Origin of the sequence: Actinosynnema sp. NPDC020468, assembly GCF_040642015.1 — a bacterium.
GTDB lineage: Bacteria > Actinomycetota > Actinomycetes > Mycobacteriales > Pseudonocardiaceae > Actinosynnema.
In genome coordinates this window covers 89,847-110,437 of the sequence record NZ_JBFAEO010000009.1, presented here as the reverse complement: position 1 = coordinate 110,437, position 20,591 = coordinate 89,847, and the positions used below count along the sequence as shown (strand labels likewise).

18 protein-coding genes are annotated in these 20,591 nt (G+C 73.1%); 5 read left to right on the top strand and 13 right to left on the bottom strand.

Annotated features, from left to right (window positions below; translation table 11 throughout):
* The first annotated feature begins 103 nt into the window (after positions 1-103).
* Positions 104-1,198 carry a transcription termination factor Rho gene (rho, locus tag AB0G50_RS09810; RefSeq protein WP_360104529.1) on the top strand — a complete coding sequence of 365 codons (1,095 nt, stop codon included), beginning with the start codon at positions 104-106 and terminating at the stop codon, positions 1,196-1,198.
* 957 nt (positions 1,199-2,155) lie between these two features.
* Here rho and AB0G50_RS09805 read toward each other — a convergent pair.
* On the bottom strand, positions 2,156-3,754 hold the full coding sequence (locus AB0G50_RS09805; protein WP_360104526.1) for a DHA2 family efflux MFS transporter permease subunit: 1,599 nt from the start codon (positions 3,752-3,754) through the stop codon (positions 2,156-2,158).
* Positions 3,735-4,355, bottom strand: a complete 621-nt coding sequence (locus AB0G50_RS09800) for a helix-turn-helix transcriptional regulator (protein WP_360104523.1) — start codon at positions 4,353-4,355, stop codon at positions 3,735-3,737. Before AB0G50_RS09800 ends, AB0G50_RS09805 begins: the two co-directional genes overlap by 20 nt.
* A 113-nt stretch (positions 4,356-4,468) precedes the next feature.
* On the opposite strand from AB0G50_RS09800, the gene AB0G50_RS09795 reads away from it, so the two are divergent.
* Positions 4,469-5,305, top strand: coding sequence for a putative RNA methyltransferase (locus AB0G50_RS09795; RefSeq protein WP_360104520.1), 837 nt, complete (start codon positions 4,469-4,471; stop codon positions 5,303-5,305).
* Between the two features lie 133 nt (positions 5,306-5,438).
* Positions 5,439-7,838 (top strand): helix-turn-helix domain-containing protein, encoded by a 2,400-nt coding sequence (locus AB0G50_RS09790; protein WP_360104517.1) that lies wholly within the window; start codon positions 5,439-5,441, stop codon positions 7,836-7,838.
* Positions 7,839-7,968: 130 nt separating this feature from the next.
* Here AB0G50_RS09790 and AB0G50_RS09785 read toward each other — a convergent pair whose 3' ends face one another.
* Positions 7,969-8,550, bottom strand: a complete 582-nt coding sequence (locus tag AB0G50_RS09785; RefSeq protein WP_360104514.1) for a sigma-70 family RNA polymerase sigma factor — start codon at positions 8,548-8,550, stop codon at positions 7,969-7,971.
* A gap of 179 nt (positions 8,551-8,729) precedes the next feature.
* Here AB0G50_RS09785 and AB0G50_RS09780 point away from each other — a divergent pair, with 179 nt between their 5' ends.
* Positions 8,730-9,275 (top strand): hypothetical protein, encoded by a 546-nt coding sequence (locus tag AB0G50_RS09780; RefSeq protein WP_360104511.1) that lies wholly within the window; start codon positions 8,730-8,732, stop codon positions 9,273-9,275.
* Between the two features lie 73 nt (positions 9,276-9,348).
* Positions 9,349-10,221 carry a carcinine hydrolase/isopenicillin-N N-acyltransferase family protein gene (locus tag AB0G50_RS09775; protein ID WP_360104508.1) on the top strand — a complete coding sequence of 291 codons (873 nt, stop codon included), beginning with the start codon at positions 9,349-9,351 and terminating at the stop codon, positions 10,219-10,221.
* A gap of 18 nt (positions 10,222-10,239) precedes the next feature.
* Here the strand turns inward: AB0G50_RS09775 and AB0G50_RS09770 are convergent, their stop codons facing one another.
* The 10 genes from AB0G50_RS09770 to eccD form a co-directional block, all read right to left on the bottom strand.
* The gene (locus AB0G50_RS09770; RefSeq protein ID WP_360104505.1) at positions 10,240-10,482 is read right to left on the bottom strand and encodes a hypothetical protein; all 243 of its coding nucleotides are present in this window, start codon (positions 10,480-10,482) and stop codon (positions 10,240-10,242) included.
* Positions 10,483-10,720: 238 nt separating this feature from the next.
* Positions 10,721-11,803 (bottom strand): hypothetical protein, encoded by a 1,083-nt coding sequence (locus AB0G50_RS09765; protein ID WP_360104502.1) that lies wholly within the window; start codon positions 11,801-11,803, stop codon positions 10,721-10,723.
* 184 nt (positions 11,804-11,987) lie between these two features.
* Positions 11,988-13,943: a hypothetical protein gene (locus AB0G50_RS09760; RefSeq protein ID WP_360104499.1), complete on the bottom strand. Its 1,956-nt coding sequence runs from the start codon at positions 13,941-13,943 to the stop codon at positions 11,988-11,990.
* Between the two features lie 6 nt (positions 13,944-13,949).
* On the bottom strand, positions 13,950-14,360 hold the full coding sequence (locus AB0G50_RS09755) for a YbaB/EbfC family nucleoid-associated protein (protein WP_360104496.1): 411 nt from the start codon (positions 14,358-14,360) through the stop codon (positions 13,950-13,952).
* Positions 14,299-16,395 (bottom strand): hypothetical protein, encoded by a 2,097-nt coding sequence (locus tag AB0G50_RS09750; RefSeq protein WP_360104493.1) that lies wholly within the window; start codon positions 16,393-16,395, stop codon positions 14,299-14,301. Before AB0G50_RS09750 ends, AB0G50_RS09755 begins: the two co-directional genes overlap by 62 nt.
* 5 nt (positions 16,396-16,400) lie before the next feature.
* A complete protein-coding gene (locus AB0G50_RS09745) occupies positions 16,401-16,850 on the bottom strand; it encodes a hypothetical protein (protein ID WP_360104490.1) in 450 nt (149 codons plus the stop codon).
* A gap of 39 nt (positions 16,851-16,889) precedes the next feature.
* Positions 16,890-17,192 (bottom strand): WXG100 family type VII secretion target, encoded by a 303-nt coding sequence (locus tag AB0G50_RS09740; RefSeq protein WP_360104487.1) that lies wholly within the window; start codon positions 17,190-17,192, stop codon positions 16,890-16,892.
* A gap of 57 nt (positions 17,193-17,249) precedes the next feature.
* Positions 17,250-17,597 carry a WXG100 family type VII secretion target gene (locus AB0G50_RS09735; protein ID WP_360104484.1) on the bottom strand — a complete coding sequence of 116 codons (348 nt, stop codon included), beginning with the start codon at positions 17,595-17,597 and terminating at the stop codon, positions 17,250-17,252.
* Positions 17,598-17,722: 125 nt separating this feature from the next.
* Entirely contained in the window at positions 17,723-19,135 is a 1,413-nt protein-coding gene (gene eccB, locus AB0G50_RS09730) for a type VII secretion protein EccB (RefSeq protein ID WP_360104481.1), read from the bottom strand.
* Between the two features lie 3 nt (positions 19,136-19,138).
* Positions 19,139-20,512 carry a type VII secretion integral membrane protein EccD gene (gene eccD / locus AB0G50_RS09725; RefSeq protein ID WP_360104478.1) on the bottom strand — a complete coding sequence of 458 codons (1,374 nt, stop codon included), beginning with the start codon at positions 20,510-20,512 and terminating at the stop codon, positions 19,139-19,141.
* Positions 20,513-20,591 lie beyond the last annotated feature (79 nt).

The window sequence follows — 20,591 nt, the reverse complement described above, 5'->3', positions numbered from 1 at the left end:
CTCCCGAACCGACAGTCGGATGTGGCCTTCGTCGGCCTTGCCCGGTTCTGTCACCCCACCACAGCACGCTCACCCGTACCACCGTCTCGTAGGAGATGACACCATGACCACCGAAACGTCCACTGTGGACGACAAACTCGTCGCCGGCGTCCTCGACGTCGCCGACAACCGCCACGTCCTGCGGGTCGACGGCTACCTGCCGAGCCCGCACGACGTCCCCGTGCCGGCGAACCTCGTGCGACAGCACGGACTTCGCCGCGGTGACGCGATCACCGGGCGGCACGGCAAGGTGCTCGCGTCCGTCGACACCGTCAACGGCCTGCACCCCAGGCACTCCCCCGGTCGGCCCGCGTTCGCCGACCTGGTGCCCGTGCACCCCTCCGAACGCCTGCGGCTGGAAACCGAGCCGCACGAGCTGACCACCCGCGCCGCGGACCTGGTGATGCCGATCGGCAAGGGCCAGCGCGCCCTGATCGTCGCGCCGCCCAAGGCGGGCAAGACGTCCGTGCTGCGGTCGATCGCGCACGGTGTGGCCAAGAACCACCCCGAGTGCCACCTGATGATGGTGCTGGTCGGCGAACGCCCGGAGGAGGTCACCGACCTGTCCCGGGCCGTGCCGGCCGAGGTCGTCGCCGCCACGTTCGACCTGCCGCACCGCGACCACACGGCGTTGGCCGAGTTGGCGGTCGAGCGCGCGAAGCGCCTGGTCGAGCTGGGCCAGGACGTGGTGGTGCTGCTGGACTCCCTGACCCGCCTGGCCCGCGCGTACAACCTGGCCGCCCCGTCGTCCGGGCGGGTGCTGTCCGGCGGTGTGGCGACGACGGCCCTGGCGCCGCCCAAGAGGTTGCTGGGCGCGGCGCGCAACATCGACGGCGGCGGCTCGTTGACGATCATCGCCACCACGCTGGTGGACACCGGCTCGCTGGGCGACACGGTGATCTTCGAGGAGTACAAGGGCACCAGCAACGCCGAACTCCACCTGGACCGCCGCACCGCCGACCGCCGGGTGTTCCCGGCCATCGACGTCCAGCGTTCGGGCACCCGCCGCGACGACCTCCTGCTCACGCCGCGGGAAGCCGCGGCCACCAAGCTACTGCGCCGCGCGCTCGACGGCCGCGAGAACGCGATCGACACCCTGCTGGAAGGCCTGCGCAAGTCCCCCGACAACACCACCTTCCTCACCAACCTCGGCCGCTGACCGCACCGACCGACCCCGTACCTCGACGGACGGCCCGGTTTCCTCTAGCGCGCCACAACTGCGCACCAAGATCGTGCACTGCGCGAACAATCCCCTCGTTGAACAATCCCCACACTCTCCGCCTCACCACCCACGCGGCACGCGACGGCCGAGACGAACAACCTGTGGCAGCACAGCACGGGAAGCAGATCGCTTGAGGCAGCGCCATCCCCAACGTCGAACCACACGCGATACGTTGGGCGACAACGCGTGCAGGACATCCAGCCGAACCACGCGCAGCGCAGCGGACATCGTCCGAACTCAACCGAAGCCACGCCGGGCGCACGGTGAAACGCACGGGATGCGTTGGGCGGCAACGGCTGCGGCGTGGAGCCAGCGGCCGAACCACACACGGCGCAGGCCCGCGTACGCCGAGGCCGACGGCAGCCCCGTCGAGTGTCTTGAGGAACCGCACGCGAAGCGGCGGGCGGAGCCGACCGCAACGCGCGTGGGACATCGCGCCGAACCACACGCAGCGCAGAGGACATCCGCGAAAGCCAACCGCGGCCGCGGCAGGTGCCCGGTGAAAACGCACGGGATGCATTGGGCGGCAACGCCTGCGGCGGGGAGCCAGCGGGCTGAACCACACGCGATGCGGCCCGCGTACGCCGAGACCGACGGCAGCCCCGTCGAGTGTCTCGAGGAACCGCACGCGAAGCGGTGGGCGGCAAGGCTGCGGCGTGGAGGCACTGGCCGAACCACACACGGCGCAGCCCCGCGTACGCCGAGCCGACCGCAGACCCGTCGAGCGCCTAGGGGCACCGTGCGCGAAGCGGTGGGCGGTGCCGACCGCAGCGCGTTGGACAGCGGGTCGAACCACGTGCAGCGCAGCGGACAGCGGCGAAAGCCGACCGCGGTTGCCTCGGGCGCGCGGTGGTGCCGCCCGCGCCACGGCGGGCGGCACCGGTTGTCGGATGGTCAGGCGGGCACTTGGGCCGGGGTGGGGCGTGGGGTTACTCGGCGGAGCATGGCGGCGGAGATGATTCCCAGCAGCAGGACCACGATCGGCAGGATCAGGGTGACCCTGGCCGCGTCGGTCAGGCCCGCCTGCACCGCCGCCGACGCCAACCTGCCCGCCTGGGCGGCCACGTCGGCGGGGAGGCCCGCCAAGGCCGTCTCGCTGCCCGACGTGCCGAACTCGCCCGCCCCCGCCGCCGCCTTCGCCACGCCCTCGATGAACGGGGCCCGGTACTGCTCCGGCAGTTGGGTCGCGGCGTCCGTCACGTGCTGCGTCACCGAGGTGCTGATCCGCGCCTGGAGCAGCACGCCGATCGCCGCGCTGCCCAGCACGCCGCCGACCTGGCGGGCGGTGTTGAAGATGCCCGAGGCGGTGCCGGCCAGGCGCGGCTCGACCGCGTTCATCGTCAGGTTGCTCATCGGCGAGAAGATGCAACCGATGCCCAGGCCGCACAGCAGCAGCGCCGGGATGAACGTCCACGGGTTGCTGTCCGGACGGGCCTGCAAGGCGATGATCCCCATGCCCAGCGCCAGCAACGCCAAGCCGCCCATCACCAGGTACCGGCCGTTGACCCGGTCCGACGCCCGGCCGACGAACGGCGCGATCACCCCGGACAGCAACGACATCGGCGCGGTGAGCAGACCGGACATGGTGGGGCTCAACCCGAGCACCGTCTGCACGTAGATGATCAGCGGCAGGAACATGCCGGTCATCGTGAAGCCGACCGTGGTGGCGGTGAGCGTGCCGGCCGAGAAATTCCGGTTCCCGAACACCTCCAGCGGCACCAGGGGTTCCCGCCGGTTGTACCGCTGCCACACCACGAACGCGATCACCAGCACCACGCCGGCCGCGATGATCTCGAAGATGGTGATGCCGCCGGTGACCGTGCCCCAGTCGTAGTGCTGGCCGTTCTGCACCCCGAACACCACGAGGAACAACCCGGCCGCCGACAGCACGATGCCGACCAGGTCGAACGAGTGCGAGTGCCTCGGCTGCCAGTCCGGCACCAGCACGGCGGTCAGCACGATCGCGATCACGCCGATCGGCACGTTCACGATGAAGATCCACTCCCAGCCGAAGTGGTCCACCAGCACGCCGCCCAGCAGCGGACCGGTGATCGTGGCCAACCCCGCCACACCGCCCCACAACCCCATCGCCGGACCGCGCTTCGCGGGCGGGAACAGGTGCGTGATGAACGCCAGCGTCTGGGGCGTCATCAGCGCCGCGCCCAGGCCCTGCACGGCGCGCGCGACGATCAGCATCTCGACGTCGCCGGACAGACCGCACCACAGCGAGGACGCGGTGAACACGACGAGGCCCGCGAGGAACACCCGCTTGGGGCCGAACCGGTCGCCGAGCCTGCTGGTGAACAGCATCGGCACCGCGTAGGTCAGCAGGTAGACGCTGATCACCCACACGACCGAGTTCAACCCGGCGTTCAGCTCGCGCAGCATGTCCGGGATCGCGATGGACACGATGGTCGTGTCCAGCAGGATCATGAAGAAGCCCAGGCACAGCGCGCCGAGCGCGGCCCACGGATTAGCCTGTTTTGCGGTCATGGTCGTCCTTGGAGATGAGGCTGAGCGCGGGTCCGGCTTCCTTGAACGGAATGGCGCCGGCACGCAGGTCGTCGACGAGCTTCTCGGTCCAGGCCAGTTCGAACGCGCGGCGCGCGGTGGTGTAACGCCAGTCGAGCCAGAACACCTCGGGCGTGCCGTCCTGCTCGAGCCCGCGCACCACGGCCTGGTCGGCGGCCACCATCGCGCGCAGCCGCAGCAGCCGGTGCTCCAGTTCGAGCAGCGCGATGTCGCGGCCCAACTCGTGCACCACGGCCAGCCCGCTGAGGAACGCCGGGTACTCCGGCACGAGGTCGCCGAGCAGTTCCCGGCCGCGCTGCTCGAACGCGTCCCGCCCGGCCGGCGTCATGCCGTACACGGTGCGCTCGGGTCGCCGACCGTCGCGCGTGGTGTCGACCACCTCGATGAAACCGCACCCCTGGAGCCGTTCCACGGTGTGGTAGAGCGAACCGGCCCGCACCTTGACCCGCGAGTCCACGTACCGCTCGCGCATCAACTGGGCCATCTCGTACGGGTGCATCGGACGCTCGTGCAGCAACTCCAGCACGGCGACACCCAACGGCGTCAACGTGGCCGCGGCCATGCGCTTCTCCCGACCGGCTCCGATTATTCCAGGCGGACTATACAACGCGGACTACGGAGTCGCGCATCCTGACGGTGCCCCCGGGACCGGCCGGGCCTAGACTTCCCGCCGCCATGTCGAACCCCGCCCTCGGCGCGTTGCGCTGCCCGCACTGCCGATCCGCGTTCGAACCCGGCGCCGGCGCGCTGGTGTGCGCGCACGGCCACGTCTTCGACATCGCCCGGCAGGGCTACGTCAACCTGCTCACCCGACCGGCGCCGCGCGGCGCCGACACCGCCGACATGGTCCGGGCGCGTGACGAGTTCCTCGGCCGCGGGCACTACGCGGCCGTGGTCGACGGTCTGGTCGAGGCGGTCGACGCCCTCGTGCCCGCTCCCGGCCTCGTGCTCGACGTGGGCGGCGGCACGGGCCACTACAGCGCGGCGGTCCTCGACCGGCGGCCGGACGCGCCCGGCGTGGTGCTCGACATCTCCAAGTTCGCCGCGCGCCGGGCGGCGAAGGCGCACCCGAGGCTCACCGCCGTGGTGGCCGACGCGTGGCAGGAGTTCCCGGTGGCGGACGCCGCCGCCGGCCTGGTGCTGAACGTCTTCGCGCCGCGCAACGGCGGCGAGCTGCGGCGGGTGCTGCGACCCGAGGGCGCGCTGGTCGTCGTCACGCCGGACGGCGAGCACCTGCGCGAGCTGATCGGGCCGCTGGGGCTGCTGTCGGTGGACGAGCGCAAGGACAGCCGGGTCGCCGAGCAGCTCGACCCGCACTTCACCCCGCTGCGCCGGACGCGGGTGCGGACCGAGGTGCGGTTGGACCGGGACGCCGTGCGGCAGGTGGTCGCCATGGGGCCCAACGCGTGGCACCACGACTCGCGTGGACTCGACAACCTGGTCTCCGGGTTGCCCGACGTGGTTGTCGTCACGGTCTCGGTGTCCGTGGCGACCTATCGGCCCAGGCCGTAGGACCGCGCGGCGCCTCTCCGTGCCGGACAACGGGTTCCGCGGGTCGGGAACGATCTCCCCGCGTGGGAATATTGTCCTGATCGAACGATCACCCGAAGACTTCCGCACCCGGTACGGAGAGGGGCTCGGCCGCGTGGGCACGACTGCCTTCGGTGATTTCCTGCGGTTCTACCGGCTCCGCGCGCCGATGACCCAGGAGGAGTTGGCCGAGCGGACCGGCGTCAGCGTCCGGGCGATCAGCGACATGGAGCGCGGGCGGGCACGCAGCCCGCAGCGGCGCACCGTGGAACTGCTCTCCGACGGGCTCGGGCTCTCGGAGGAGGACGCCCGCGAGTTCACCGGGTTGGCGCGCGCCGGCCGGCGGACCGCCGTCGTGGAGGAGAAACCCGACCTGCCGCGACTGGGCACGGCGTGCGCGCTGCCGCCGGTGTTGACCGAGCTGACCGGCCGCGCGGCCGAGCAGCGGGCGCTGGACGGGTTCGCCCGGGACGCCGAGTCGTCGCCCCGGTTGCAGATCGCGGTGGTGCACGGACCTCCCGGAGCGGGCAAGACGGCGCTGGCGGTGGACGCCGGGCACCGGCTGGCCGACCGGTTCGCCAACGGGTGCCTGTTCCTGGACCTGCGCGGCATGGACCCCGAGCCGCTGACCGCGGAACGCGCCGTGCACCGGCTGTTGCGCGGTTTCGGCGTGGACGAGCGCAAGATACCGTCCGACCACGACGACCGGCTGGCGTTCTACCGCTCGCTGCTGCGCGACCGCGCGGTGCTGCTGGTGCTGGACAACGCGGCCAACGAGGCGCAGGTCCGACCGCTGCTGACCACCAGCCCGGGTTCGATGGTGCTGGTGACCAGCCGGAACACGTTGGCCGGGCTGGACGCGCGGCACCGGGTGGCGCTGGAGCTGCTCGACGGCGAGCGCGCGGTGGAGTTGCTCGGCGTGGTCGCCGGAGCGCACCGGGTGGTGGCCGAGCCGCAGGCCGCGCGCCGGGTGGCCCGGTTGTGCGGCGGCGTGCCGCTGGCGCTGCTGATCGCGGGCAATCGGCTGGCCAGCAGGCCGCAGTGGAGCATCGCGCACCTCGCCGACCAGCTGGAGGACGAGCGGCACCGGCTGTCCGTGCTCACCGCGGGCGACCTCCAGGTGCGCACCGCGTTCGAGATCTCCTACCACCAGCTCACCCCGGCGGCCTCGCGGATGTTCCGGCTGCTCGCGCTGGTGCCCGGTCCGGACACCTCGCCCGAGCTCGCGGCCGTGGTCACCGGCGAGCCGGTGGGCGTCGCGACCGCCGCGCTGGAGGAGCTGGCCGACTCCAGCCTGATCGGGATCAGCGACACACCCGGCCGGTACCGGGGCCACGACCTGCTGCGGGTGTTCGCGCGGGAACGGCTGGAGCGCGACGAGGACGCGGCCGGGGCGCGGACCACCGCCGACCGGGTGCGGGACTGGCTGCTCGCGGTCGCGACCAAGGCGGCGCTGCACTTCGACCACGACCAGCCGGATCAGCGGGTGGTGATCGACGGGCCGGACCCGGTGCCCGACCGCGAGTCCGCGCACCGCTGGCTGGCCGAGGAGCAGGCGCACTGGCGTGGCGCGCTGCGGTCGGCCGCGGCGCGCGGCGAGCACCGGAAGGTGCTGGACGTGGCGACCGCGATGCACTGGTACTCGGACCTGCGCGGCACCGGCGAGCTGTGGCGCGAGGTGTTCGGCGCGGGCGCGACGGCCGCGCGGGCGCTGGGCGACGGGCGCGCGGTGGCCGAGCAGCTGAACTACGTGTCGTGGGCGCTGTACGTGCTCAGCGGTCAGCCGCGGGAGGCGCTGGCCGTGCACCACCAGGCGGCGGCCGCGGCGGTCGAGGCGCGGTACCCGAGGGCCGAGGCGTGGGCCTGGTACTACCGGTCGGCCATCGAGCGCCGGCTGGGTTCGGCGGAGGAGGGCGTGCGGCAGTGCCGGCGGGCGGTGGAGCTGTTCGAGCGGGCGGACTACCCGACGGGCCACTACCTGGCGCTGTCGATGCTCGGCTCGATGCTGCACTCGGTGGGCGAGTTCGACGAGGCCGTGGCCGTGCAGCGGCGCAGCGTTGCCCACTACCGCGCGACCGCGACGGCACCGGGCAACGACGAACTGCTGTCGATGGTGCTGACCCGGTTGGCCGAGAGCCTGGCGAAGTCCGGCGACCTGCCGGGCGCGCTGGAGCTGCTGGACGAGGCCGAGGAGTTGTTCCGCAAGCACGGCGCGACGACCGGCGTCGCCCGGGTGCGGCTGCTGCGCGGGTTGGCGCTGATCCGGGCCGGGCGGTTGGGCCAGGCCCGGGAGCAGCTGGTGTCGGCGTTGGACGAGGCGCGCTGGACCGAGACGCGCATCGAGATCCTGGCGCACCTGGCGGACGTGGCCGACGAGTCGGGCGACCACGCCCAGGCCCGCGAGCACCGGGTCCGCGCGCTGGCCGAGTGCGACCGGTACGACACGCCGGCGGTGCGCAGGATGGCCGTCGGGTTGGCGGCGCAGCTCGGCATCGCGGTCGGGGAACCGGCCTGACAGGTCGGCACGGCGCGGTGGTCCGGACGGGTCACCAGCCGGCCGCCGTCACGCCGTGGCACGCCAAGGCGGTTCGGGCTGGGTGTCGCGCGATCGGCCTGACAAGTCGCGGCGCGGTGGGCCGGACCGGTCACCAGCCGGCCGCCGTCACGCCGTGGCACGCCAGGGCCTGGGTCATGGCGGTGCGGGCGTGGTGGACGCGGGACTTGACGGTGCCGATCGGCACGCCGATGGTGGCCGCGGCGCGTTGGCGGGTCAGGTCGAGGCGGTAGACCTGTTCCAGGGCTTGGCGCTGGGTGGGCGAGAGCCGGGCCAGGCCCTGTTCCACGACGCAGCGCTCCACGACCTCGTCGGCGAAGTCGGCGCCGCCCGGCAGCAGGTCGAAGTCCTCGTCGCCGAACTCCACCGGACGGGCGTTGTCGCGCCGGACCCAGTCGACGATCACGTTGCGCGCCACGGTGAACAGCCACGAGCGCACCGACGTGCGTGAGTCGGACAGCAGCTCGGCGTTGCGCCACGCGCGGAACATGCACTCCTGCACGACGTCCTCGGCGCGGTGCGGGTCGCCGGGCAGCAGCCGCCGGGTGAACCTCAGCAGGGCCGGGCGGTGCTCGTGGTGCAACGCGTCCAGGAACGCGCCCCCGCCCGCCGACGGCGCCCGGTCGGCCAGCGCCGTCACGGCGCCGCCCCCGGTGGTGAGGTGGGGTGCCACGGTGAACTCTCCCTGGGTCGCGGTGTCCGGTCGGCACCAGTCCACCTCCCGGAGCACCGCGCGACCACGCAGAGCCACCGGCAGAACGCCCGCGCACCCCGGTTCTGCCGGTTCTTCCGCGTGGCCGCGCGAGGGCCGCGGCGGTTCGATCGGAGTGGTTGATGCGAGGAGGTGTGCCCATGTCCCGGCCGGCAGGTGTGCGGGTGGTGGTCGTGGCGAACGTCGAGCCCGGCGCCGGCAAGTCCGCGGCGGCCCGGGCGCTGCACGACGCGTTGCGCGGCTACGCGTCCGAGGTGGTGCTGTGGGACTGCTCCGGCACCCTGCCACCGCCGCCGCTGCACACGATCCTGCCGCGCGAGGGCGTGGTGGTCGTGGACACCGGGTCGGAGCCGGGCAGCTCCAGCTGGAAGTGGGGCGCGCGGGTGGCGGACCGGCTGGTGATCCCGGTGCCGGTGGACCGGCAGGCCGCGCGTTCGGCGGCGTTGATGATCCAGTGGATGGCCGCGCACGGGTTCGGCCGGCTGGTGGGCGACGCGATCACGGTGACCGAGCGGCACCGGCGGCGCGACCGGGTGCTGGCCGGGCTCATCGGGTCGCACTTCGGCAAGTACACCTCGGAGGTCGCGGTCGCGCCCGAGGCGTGGCCCGCGGTCGCGGCGACGATCCTGAACGGGTTCGCGGACCGGGCGCCGCGCAACATCGCCGTCCCGCTCGACCGCACCTGACGTCTTTGGTCCACTGTGGACCGATGTGGAGGCCGCGTCGGGACGGGCGCGGGTGTTTCGGGAGGTGGGCGCGATGACGCGCGGCACGACGTTCCGGGCGTTCGGCGAGGACGACACCGGCTCGGGGTGGCGGGAGCACGTCCGCCGGCACTGGCCGCGCCTGCGGCAGGGCGCGGTCGAGGAACCGGGCGCCGTGGCGCGGCGGGCGGCCGTGCTGGACCTCGCCTCGCCCGGTCTCGCGCGGATGTGGGAGGGCCTGACGCACCGGGCGAACCTGGCGAACTCCGCGTTCGCCTCGTTCCTCACCCACGTCGACCCGGCGCCGCTCGCGGTGCACGGCAGGCAGGCGACGGCCGGGCGGGCGCTCGTGCGCAACCTGGACGCGACCGTCGAGCGGCACGAGGCGACGTTGTGGTTGAGCCGGTTGGGCGCGCGCCGGGTGATGGGCACGACCTCCGGGTTGTGGGGCCTGCTGGACGGCATGAACGAGGACGGCCTCGCGGTGTCGCTGACCTCGGGCGGCCGGTTCCGGCACGGGCGCGGGCTCAGCGGGCCGATCCTGGTGCGCCACCTGCTGGAGCACTGCGCCACGGTGACCGACGTGGACGCGGCCGTCTTCGGCTGGCGCAGCGCGGGCACGCACGACCTCACCGTGCTGGACGCGGCCGGGAACCGGGCCGCCTACCGGGTTTCCCCCGACGGGCCCACCCGGCGCGGCCGAACCGACCACTGGGACTCGACCGCGGTGGCGGTGTCCGCGATGCTCCGCCCGCCCCGGCTGCGCACGGACTACGCGGCGGGTGTCGGCACGCTGTACACGGCGGTGTACCGGCCGACGGCGGGCAACGTCACGTTCCTGTGGCCCGACCGGATGCGCACGTGGGGTTTCGCGGACTTCGCGGCGGCCGAGGTCGCGGTGGAGTACCGGACCGCGTCGGCGCGCTGACCGGTCCACAGTGGAGGGTCAGCGCAGCTCGTCCCAGGTGATGTGGCCGTGCAGCACGTCCTGGACGGTGTGGGTGGGCACGGGCTCGAACTCCGGGATGGTGACGGGCTTGGCGCCGCGGCGTTCCACGGCGGCGGCCACCCGGTTGCCCAGGTCGGCCGAGTCGAGGGTGCGGACGTCGTCTCGGGACACGTACACCGCGACCAGGTCGCGCTCCCGCGGCGCGGTGCGGTCGGTGCGGCGGAACGGGAGGAGGCCCATCGTGACTCCTTCGGGTCGCTTGGCGGTAGGACTCCAGTACACGCGAACCGGACTCCCGTCGCCACGAGGAAACACCGGCAGAACCACCGGCTGTACCGGGAAGTGCCGCAACTCCTTCCACCCCGACCGCCGCCGTTCGCCCGCCACCGCCGCCGTTCGCCCGCCACCGCGGCCGAACGCAGAAATCCGGTGTGGAGGAAGGGTTTCCTCCACACCGGACTCCGCGCGTCGGGCTGGGTCACGCCTGGCAGGACGCCTTGACCGCGCCCGCCGCGTGGTGCGCGTAGGTCTTGGTCGACCCCTGCCAGTCCTGTCCCCTGGTCAGCAGCTGGACGGCGAGCTTGGCCCCGTTGATCCGGAACGTGCCCACCGACACCCACTGGCCGTGCGACGACACCTGCTTCACGTCGAAGCTGCCGACCGGCGAACCCTGGACGACGTCGAACCGGTCGTAGACCCGGTAGGACGTCGGGTTGCCGCCGGACACGGTGACGTCGCCGTTGGGCACGTACACCGAGACGGCGCAGGTGCCCGCGGTGACCGGACCGGTGTTGAAGGTCCAGAGGCCGTAGGCGCTCGCGTCGTCCTTCTTGGCGTCACCGGACATCGGGACCGACACGAACGCGGAACCGCACCCGCTGCCGTTGTCGACCCAGCCCTTCTTGCCGTCCTTGTAGGACCCGTAGCCGGTGAACTTGGTGCTGCCGGCGCAGCCCGGCCCGGCGGTGGCCGCGTAGGTCGGCGCGGCCTGCTTCTGCTGCGGGGCGATCTGACCGCCGGGCGCGGCCGGCTGACCGGGCGTGGCGGTGGCCGGCGGTTGACCCGCGACCGCCGGCGTGCCCTCGCCCGCCGGGGTTCCGGCTTCGGCCGTGGTGCCCGCGACGTCGGCCGGCACGCCCTTCACCTCCCCCGTCGGCTCGGCGGCCGTCGGCACGACCTCGGCGGACGGCTGCTGCCCCGGCACCTCGGCCGCCGCGATTCCGGGCACGAAGCCCGAACCCTGGTTCGAGTCCTGGGAGTAGCCCGCGTTCGCCGGCCCCTCCCCCGGCTTGTCGTCACCGGACAGGCCGATGAAGCCGAACGGCAGGGCGACCAGCACGACGCCCGCGATGGCCGCCGCGACGACCATCGGCCTCGGCACCCGCCCGGGCGTCGACGCGGCGACCGTCGTGCCGCCCTCGACGACGGGCGGCACCGTGCCGGCGGCCGCGGAGACCACGGCCGTGGTCTCCGCCTCCGGCACGACCTCCGCGTCGACCGGCGGCGCCTCCTCCACCACCGCGACCGCGACCGCGGTGGACTCTCCTGTCTGCGTGGACATGGGTGATCCGCTTCCTCCTTCTCCGGTTCGACCCGCCGGCGCCGGACGGCGGCCGGTCGGGAAACCGCGGTGGGTGTCCGCGCCCGGGGCCGGGAACGCCGCCCCGGGCGCGGTGCGGGGCGGCCTCCGTTCGGCCGGGATTTCGTCGCACGGCGCCGATCCCGGACCTCGCGGGTGTCGTCGGCTATCCCGGCGCGGTGCCGACGCCGGTGGTCGGGCCGTCGAGGGCGCGGGTGTGGTCGGCCGTGGGCGAAACGACCGTCGTGACCCCGCCCGAGCGTCGCGTCCGTCGCCTGCGGTGGCCGAGCACGCCCGGCGCGACCGCCGGATCCGTGCCCCAGGTCTGCTCGTCCTCGGCCAGCCACGTCGCGCGGTCCCGCTCGCCCTTGCGCTCGCCGCCCAAGCCCGGACCGCCCGCCGTGGGCGGGGAGAACGGCACGCCGCCCGTCCCCTGGGGACCGACCTTCGGGCCGCCCACCGTCGGCACCGGCGTGCTGGGCGACGTGACGGGTGGCGTGACGGAGGTCGTGGTGGGCGGCAAGCCGATCCGGCCGCCGCCGATCGGGCCCGGGCCGCGGTGGTAGCCCGCCGGGTCGAGCAAGCCGGTGGTCAACGACGTGACGCCGTCGGGCGGGCGGGGCGCGGTGATCGCCGACGGGGCGCGGCGCAACGACTGGAGGTGGCGTTCCAGCGCGGAGCCGTCCTCGGGCGGCGCGAGGCCCTCCACCGGGTAGGCCTTGCGCAGGCGGTCGTTCTGGTCGAGCCGACCACCCGTCGGGCCGAGGATCAGGCCGGTCGGGCCGACCCGGGACCCCGGCGGCACGATGATCGGGCGGCCGTCCGGGCCCAGCACGGGTTTGCCGTCGGGGCCGAGCACCGTGCCGTCCGGGCCGACGTGGGAACCCTGCGGCACCACCAGGTCCGGCGCCAGGGTCGGGCCGCCCGTCCCGCCGGGGTTCACCAGGGGGTTGTTGCGCGTCAACGGCCCCGTGCCCGGCGGCTTCTTCACCAGTGTCGGTGGCGGCACCACGACCGGCGGGGCGGGGTCGTCGGTCGGCGGGCCGGGCACGTCGTCGCCGGTTCCCGGGCCGGGGGCGGGTGGCGCGGTGGGCGGCAGCACGAGGCGCTTCGGCGTGATCACGGTCGGCAGCCGGTCGGCGGCGTAGGCGTACCCCGGGATCAGCAGGTTCAGCGCGCCGGCCGCCGCCGTGTCCAGTTGCCGCACCTGGTGGTCGACCCACACCAGCTTCGCGGCCTCCTCCAACCGCCTCCACACCGCGCCGTCGGTGACCTTGCCGCCGAGGATGGTGCTCTCGGGGTAGGTCTCGTCGTCGTGGTCGTAGTTCACCGGGCCGTGGCTGCGGAAGTCCGCGACCAGCTGCGGCGAGGTCCAGATCGCGGTCACCGCGCCGGCCGGCCACATCAGCTGCGAGCCGGGCGCGGTGATCGAGAAGCCCAACCCCGTGTCGTAGGCGTGCATCGCGTCGTTGCCGCCGGAGCCGGACCACATGAGGTAGCCGTGGTCCAGGATGCGGATCGCGGCCAGCAGGGTGTCGCCGGCCTCGGTGAGCGCCTTCCACGCCGGGAGCACCTTGGTCGTCTGCGCCACCAGGTCGCCGCACCGGAACGCGAGGTCGTCCAGCACGTGCCAGAACGCGGCCGCGCCGGTGCCCTGGAAGTCGTCGCCCGGGTGGCCGACCCGACCGCGCCACGACTCCAGCGGCCCGACCTGGGCGGTGAGCCACGTCGCGGTGCCCTCGAGCAGGGCGGCGGCCGGGGTGAAGCTCTTGGCCTGCCCCACCGTGCTGATGTCCTCGACGACGGCGCCGCGGATCTTGTTCATGGTGGCGTAGAAGGGTTGCATCGCCTTCTCGACCTCGTCGGTCGCGTCGCCGACCCCGTAATAGGAGGTGTACCTGGTCATCGCCTCGACGGTCCACGGGTTGCCCGGGAAGTGGTTGGCGGGCCCGCGCGGGCGGCGGAAGACGTCCGACTTGATCCACGTCGTGGCGGTGATCGTCTCCCGGAACGGCATCGGCGGGTACACGCCACCGTCGCCGTCGCTGAAGATCCGCAGCGCCTGCTCCCACCGCCACGAGGACGCGTCGGGCCCGCCGAACGGGTTCTGGCTCGTGGCCACCTCGGGTCAGCCCTTCCGGCGGTCGAACGGGCCCGGTGGCGCCTCGTCCCAGATCGCCGCGAACGCCGCGTCCACCGGGGTGGTGCCGGCCATCGCGGCGCGCAGGTCGGCGCGCTGCTCCACGAGCGGTTCGAACACCTCGACCACCGCGTCCCGCATCTCCTGCCGGGCGCGGCCGAGCACGTCGAGCAGCGTGCTCGCCAACTGCTCGGGCGGCATGCTCCGGTACCGGGTGGTGGCGAACTTCAGCGCCACCACCGCGCCCTCCACGTCCACGGTCGCGGTCACCATCCGGTCCGGCGAGGTCGCGGACGCGGTGCGCGCGGCCAGCTCGGCCTTCGCGCCCTCGATCCGGTCACGCTGATCCCTCAGCGTGGCCATGGCCTGGCGCAGCTGCTCCTCCAGCCAGTCGGCCATCGGATCCTCCCTGTCCGTGGTTGCGGGCGGTCGTGGTGACGGACGGCCGGCCACGCCGGCGGCGGCCGAGCACCGAGGGTCCGACCCTGGGGTCGGTGCCCCAGGTCTCCTCGTCCTCGGCGAGCCACGTGGTCCGGTCGCGCTCGCCCTTGTTCTGGTCGGCGCCGCCCGTGCCACCGCCGCCGGCCGTCGGCGGGTAGAACGGCACGCCGCCCTGCCCGTTGCCCGTGCCGTTGCCGGTGCCGCCGCCCTTGAGCAGCGACGGGCCGCCCTCGGTGGGCACCGTCTTCGGCGTGGGGGGCGCCGGTGTGGTCGCGCCCGGCGAGGTGCCGGACGGCGAGGTCGTGCCGGTGTACCCGGAGCCGAGGTTCAGCGAGCCGCCGGACGGCGTCGAGGCGCTCGGCGACAGCGGGGTCAGCAGGGTCGGCAGGCTCGGCGCGCCGGGGCCGCGCAACGAGGCGAGGTACTTGTCGAGCTCGCTCTCCCGGTCCACACCCGGTGTGGTCGGGTCGGCCCGGGACAGCCGGTCCTTCTCGGTGAGCTTCTCGCCCTTGGGCCCGACGATCTCGCCGTCGTGGTTCACCCGGGACCCGGGCGGCACCACGATCGGCCGACCTGTCGGGTCGAGCACGGGCTTGCCGTCCGGGCCCAGCACCGTGCCGTCCGGGCCGACGTGCGACCCGGTGGGCACCTTGATGAGGCTGTTCGGGTCCCGGGTCGTCGGGTTCGACGGCAGGTTCGTGGTCGGCGGACGCGGCACCGGCACCGGCGGCGGGACGTCCTTGCCACCCTTGTCACCGGAACCCTTGTCGGTGCCCGGCGGGGTGATCCCGTCGCCGTTCGGACCGTTCTCGGTGGGGTCGATCTTCGGCGGGTCGACCGTCGGAGGCTTCTTGTCGAGGTCGGACTTGGGCGGCGTCTTCGTCGGGTCGTCCTTGGTCGGGTCCTTCTTCGGGTCGACCGCGGGCGGCGTGGTGAGGTTGAGCTTCTGCCGCTTCTCGATGGTGGGCAACAGGTCCGCCGCCGCGACGTAGCTCGCCTGGAGGATCTCCACCGCCGCGGCCGCCGCCACGTCCAGGGTCGCCGCCATGTGCTGCGACCACATGTTCTTGGCGATCTCCTCGAGCTGGTCCCAGAAGGCGGCCTGGGTGACGTCCGCGTTGAGCTGGGAGCTGCGCGGGAAGTAGTTGTTCCACTCCGCCGTCGCCCGGGTGTTCGGGTTGCCGGAGTTGAGGTCCTGCTGGAACCGGTCGGACATCCACAGCGCGGTGAACGCGCCGGCCGGCATCGACAGGTCCTTGCTGTTCCAGGTGATCTGGCCGAAGCGACCGGTGTCGACCAGCGGCGCGGTCCGGCGCTCGGTCCACTTCTCGTAGCCCTCCTGGAGCTTGGCGATCGCCAGCACCAGGCCGTTCTTGCCCTCGTTCTCGGTCGTGGCCGGGTTGTCCGTCCCGCCCTTGGCCTCCTCCAACGACTTCCACGCGAGGTGGTTGCGCACCGTCAGCTGGTCCACGGTGTCCTGGAACCGGAACACCAGGCCGTCCAGCACCTGGCGGAACGCGAGCGCGCCGCCGCCCTGGAAGTCGTCGCCCTTGTGCCCGACCTTCTCCGGCCAGGCCTTGAGGTCCTTGCCGTAGGTGGACAGCACGGTGCCGGCACCGAACAGCGCGCCGTAGGCGGTGTCGAACGTCCGGGGCTGCGCCACCGTGTTGTCACCGCGCCCCAACGACTCCAGGATTTTCCGGGTGTTGCCGTAGAAGTCGGCCATCGGCTTCTCCAGCGCCTCGTTGGAGTCCGCGACGCCGTAGAACGACGTGCCCGCCGTCTGCCACTCCACGACCCAGTTGTTCTGCGGGTAGCGGTTCGCCGGTCCGCGCGGCTTGCGGTAGGCGTCCGCCTTGAGCCACTTGGCGTTCAGGATGGTGCTGCGGGGCGGCACCACCGGGTAGGTGGCGCCGTCCTGGAAGAGGTTGAGCGCCTGCTCCCAGGTCCAGCCCTTGCCGTCGGACGGTCCGAGCGGCGCCTCGTTCGGCATCGGGCTCAGGTCCCCCCGCCGGTGTTGCCGCCCGTGTTCCCACCCGTGCCGCCGCCGGAGGTGCCGCCCGTGCCGAAGATCTGCTGGAGCTGCGGCGCGCTCAACTCGGTGGACAGCTTGATGTTCTCGTCCTCGCCGGCCAGCGCGATCTTCACCGCCTGGGTGATGTTGCCGTCCAGCGTCACGAGGAACTTCGTCATGTCCTCGATCTGGGCGTAGAGCGTGGGCGCCGTGCCGGTGACGGACTCGTACCGGTCCATCAGCAGCTTCGCCGGCGGCCACAGCTCGGAGCCCGCGAGCAGGTGGCGGTTCTTGTCCGTCGTGCCGCCCTTGAGCCGGGACAGCTCGACGATGCTCGGGTTGGTCTGCAACTCCTTCACCATCGTCGTGAGGACCTTCTCCTGAAATTCCCGCAGGAAGCTGATCGTGATCTTGATGTCACCGCTGTCCGCCACGGCCGTCCCTCCGCGCCGTCCCGACCGCGCCGCGCGCCGCTACCGGCCGCGGCCGCCGCCGAAGTTGTACGAGATCTTCTTGTCGGTGGCCAGGTAGTTCTCGAAGGAGTGGTGCAGGGTCACACCCGCCTTGCCGAACCGGCCCTCCATGTCGCCGACCGCCGCCGTCCACTGGCGGTCGACCTCCTCCCAGGCGGTCTTCGCCTCACCGGTCCAGGTCTCGGCCATCGGCCGGATCCTGTTCTGGAGGTCGTTCAGCGCCTCCACGATCGCCGTGGTCTGCGCCCGCATCTCCTCGACCATGTGCGGAATGGTGCCGCTGACCGAAAAACCGTCGACCATCTTCCTGCTCCCTCTGGTGGTGGACCCGTGTGGTGGGCGTGGATCAGCGGACGTGGATCAGCGGATGATGTCCTGGAAGACCCGGTCGCTCTCGTTGCCGCCGTTGAACGCGTGCTGCGCCAACTGCGTGATCTCGTCCTCGACCTGGGTCATCTGCTGGTCGCTGATGCCGACCAGCTCGCCGATCTCGTCCAGGGTGTTGACGATCTTGTCGTAGTCCTGCATCCACGCCTGGAGGTTGCGCCGGAAGGCCTGGGCCGCCGTGCCCTCCCACTTGCCGTGCAGCTCGGCCGCGATCAGCTCGACCTTCTGCCCGATGTGGACGCAATCGTCGTAGCACTCCTGGATGGCCTGGTAGCCGGCCTTCATCCCGGAGTCGGTCTTCTGGAACCTGGGCGTCGTCATCGCGGTCGTCCCTTTCCCCGGTGGTGGCGCGGACTCGTGCGCCCGTGATCACGCACAAGGACACCAATCCCGGGACCGGCGGACCATGCGGAACCACCGGCAGAACTCACCGGCGGTTCCGCCGGTCACGAACCGCAGGTCGCCGTCGCGGGCAGCACGGCGCCACCCGCGCGCAGCGCCACCGGGTCCAGCGAGGTCCCGGTGGGCAGCAGCGTCAGCAGCGACGTGGGCAGGCCGACGGCCGAACCCGGGTCGTAGCCGAGGGATTTGGCGCCGTCGCCGACCAGCGGGTAGCGCACGCCGGTGTCGGTCACCAGGTACAGCGCGTCGCCGACCCGGCCGTTCGCGGCCACCCCCCGGACCAGGGCGGCCGAGCCCGCCCGGGCCACGACCCGGTCGACCCGCTCGCACGGCGCGGTGACGCCCGGTTGGCCCAGCGGCGCGTGGCCGTCCGCCGCCACCCGGTCCGCCACCATCACGGCGGTGCGCGGCGCGGTGCCGTCCGGCGTGACCTGCGCGCACAGGTTCTGTCCACTGTGGAGCGCCACGGCCCGGGGCGGCGCGACCGGCGCGGGCGGTTCCACGCCGGACAGGTGCTCGCCGACGACCCGGCCGGGCAGCGGCGTCACCACGACCTCGCCCCCGTCGTACGCGGCGCGCCGGACCAGCGGGTCCGCCGTCAGCAGCCGGACGTCCAGCTCGGACAACGGGGTCAGGCCCGCGCCGGTCAGCACGTACCGCTGGGCCGGGCCGCCGGTCACCGAGAACAGCCGGCCGATCCGCGAGTCCACGCCGCCGCCGAGAGCCGGGCCGGGCGCACCGAGGTCGGCGACACCGGGTGGCGCGAAGTCCGGGCCGACGGGCAGCGCGTCGACCAGCGCGGTCGGCGCCTTGACCGGCTGCGGCACGCCGTCGAGCGCGTCGAGCGCGCCGCGGTCCACCACCACCCGACGCCGTTTGCCCTGCCACAGCACGGAGACCGCGCCGTCCGGGCCGACCACCACGACCGCCTCGTCCTCGCGCAGGGCCGTGCCGCCGGAGCCGACGCCGACGCGCAGCGAGGTCGCGCCGACCTGGTCGTGGTCGACGGCCGCGCACACCTCCCACGGGTCGGCCGCGAGCGGCGGCAGGGTGTCCGGCGCGCCGACGATGCCCAGCGGCTCGCCGCGCGGCACGTCCTTCAGCGAGTTCTCCGCCACGTGGTGCACCACGAGCCGGTCGCCCGCGACGAGCTTGGCCGAGGCGTAGTTCAGCACCGGCAGCAGCTTGCCGTCCGCGTAGAGGAACCGCGCGCCCGAGGAGTCGACCACGACCAGCGCGCCGTCGACCTTCCACGACGTGTTGCCACCGGGCGAGATCAGCCCGTAGATGAACACCCCGACGCACGCGAGCGTCGCGATCAGCCCGCCGATGGTGCTGCCCCGGTACGTCCGGTGCAACGGGCTCTCCGGTGCGTCCGGATCGACACGCAGCAGCGCCGAGGCGAGCCGGCCCATCATGAACCGGTGCGCCTGGACCTGGTCGGTCTTGGAGTTCACCGGTCAGCCCCCGAGCCCGCGCGCGAACGCGAACACGCCGAGCAGCCACAGCGCGAGCGGCAGCAGCGACAGCGCCGCCAGGCTCTCCGCGACGTCCGCGAGCCGACCCCACTGCGGCAGCAGCCGGCGGCCGGGCAGCGTCCAGCGGGCCACCACCAGCACCGCCGCCAGCACGAACAACCCGGCCACCAGGCCGAGCGGCCGGGGTTCGCGCTCGTGCCAGGCGAGCAGCAGCCGCAGCACGCCGTACCCGCCGGGCACCAGGATCGACAACCGCTGCCACACGCTGCCCAGCGCGCGGCCGTGCACCAGCAGCAACGCGCTCAGCACCCAGGCGAACGCGGTCGCCTGCCAGGACGCGTCGCGCACCACGAACCCCAGCACCACCGCGCAGGCCGCGCCGATGGCCGCGAACAGCGCCGTCACGTAGGCGTCCGCGATCCGCCCCTTGGCCACCACCTCGTCACCCGCGTGCGGCTGGATGTCCTCCTGGAGTTCCTGCGCGTTGGTCGGCAGCGCGGGCAGTCGCAACCCGGCCAGCCGGAACGCCAACCTCGGCACGAAAGCGCCCAGCAGCACCGCGAGCACGGCGACCACCGTGGCGGACGCCGCGAGCGGCGCGCCCGCGAGCATCATCACCAGCCCGCCGGACGCGCACAGCAGCCCGAACGTGGCGATCGCCACGAACACCGGCGCGGCGCCCGCGACGGCGGCCAGTCCGAGCGCCGCCGCGCCCGCGCCGGCCACGCAACCGGCGAGCACCCGTGCGCCCAGCAGCACGGGGCCGTCCGGTCCACTCGGGACCAGGAACCCGGCCAGGCCGACGAACGGCACCGAGGCCGCGCCGAGGGCCAGCGCCGCGACGCCGTCACCCAGCGCGCGGGCCGCCGTCGCCGCGCACACCAGCAGGAACAGCGCCGCGACGGCCGAGGCGAGCAGCGTGGGCCAGGACTTCGGCGACCCGACGAGCAGTCCGAACGCGACGGACACCGCCGCCACCGTCGCGGCGAGCAGGGTCCACCGGGTCGCGTCGGGACGCCACGAGTCCGCACGGGCCCGTGCCTCGGTGGACAACCCGTCGATGATGTCGTCGAAATGAACAGTCGGGAGGTGGTCGCGGCGCGGACGCAGGTGGACGGTCTCGCCGTCGCGCAGCTTCAGCGAGTCGACGGTGGCCTCCTGGTCCAGCGGCGCCTCGCCGAGCCGCTGGAGGACCCAGCCGTCGTGGTCCACGCCCTGTTCGGCCAGGTCACGGCCCGCGTAGCCGAGGATCGTCGGCATCAGGTCGATCAACGGGATGTCCACCGGCACGGCCAGTTCGAAACCGGTGGAGGGGGCACGGACGCGCAGTTTGCACAGCCCGGAAGTGGTCGCCATGACACACGCCTTCACGTAGGCGACCGACGCGCGGAACCCGAGTGAACCGTCGCGTGGTCGGATTTCGTCACCTCATGCG

Excerpts from the sequence above, each read along its gene's own strand:
- rho (WP_360104529.1), top strand. The coding sequence starts at position 104 with ATGACCACCGAAACGTCCACTGTGGACGACAAACTCGTCGCCGGCGTC.
- AB0G50_RS09805 (WP_360104526.1), bottom strand. The coding sequence starts at position 3,754 with ATGACCGCAAAACAGGCTAATCCGTGGGCCGCGCTCGGCGCGCTGTGC.
- AB0G50_RS09800 (WP_360104523.1), bottom strand. The coding sequence starts at position 4,355 with ATGGCCGCGGCCACGTTGACGCCGTTGGGTGTCGCCGTGCTGGAGTTG.
- AB0G50_RS09795 (WP_360104520.1), top strand. The coding sequence starts at position 4,469 with ATGTCGAACCCCGCCCTCGGCGCGTTGCGCTGCCCGCACTGCCGATCC.
- AB0G50_RS09780 (WP_360104511.1), top strand. The coding sequence starts at position 8,730 with ATGTCCCGGCCGGCAGGTGTGCGGGTGGTGGTCGTGGCGAACGTCGAG.
- AB0G50_RS09775 (WP_360104508.1), top strand. The coding sequence starts at position 9,349 with ATGACGCGCGGCACGACGTTCCGGGCGTTCGGCGAGGACGACACCGGC.
- AB0G50_RS09770 (WP_360104505.1), bottom strand. The coding sequence starts at position 10,482 with ATGGGCCTCCTCCCGTTCCGCCGCACCGACCGCACCGCGCCGCGGGAG.
- AB0G50_RS09765 (WP_360104502.1), bottom strand. The coding sequence starts at position 11,803 with ATGTCCACGCAGACAGGAGAGTCCACCGCGGTCGCGGTCGCGGTGGTG.
- AB0G50_RS09755 (WP_360104496.1), bottom strand. The coding sequence starts at position 14,360 with ATGGCCGACTGGCTGGAGGAGCAGCTGCGCCAGGCCATGGCCACGCTG.
- AB0G50_RS09750 (WP_360104493.1), bottom strand. The coding sequence starts at position 16,395 with ATGCCGAACGAGGCGCCGCTCGGACCGTCCGACGGCAAGGGCTGGACC.
- AB0G50_RS09740 (WP_360104487.1), bottom strand. The coding sequence starts at position 17,192 with ATGGTCGACGGTTTTTCGGTCAGCGGCACCATTCCGCACATGGTCGAG.
- AB0G50_RS09735 (WP_360104484.1), bottom strand. The coding sequence starts at position 17,597 with ATGACGACGCCCAGGTTCCAGAAGACCGACTCCGGGATGAAGGCCGGC.
- eccD (WP_360104478.1), bottom strand. The coding sequence starts at position 20,512 with ATGGCGACCACTTCCGGGCTGTGCAAACTGCGCGTCCGTGCCCCCTCC.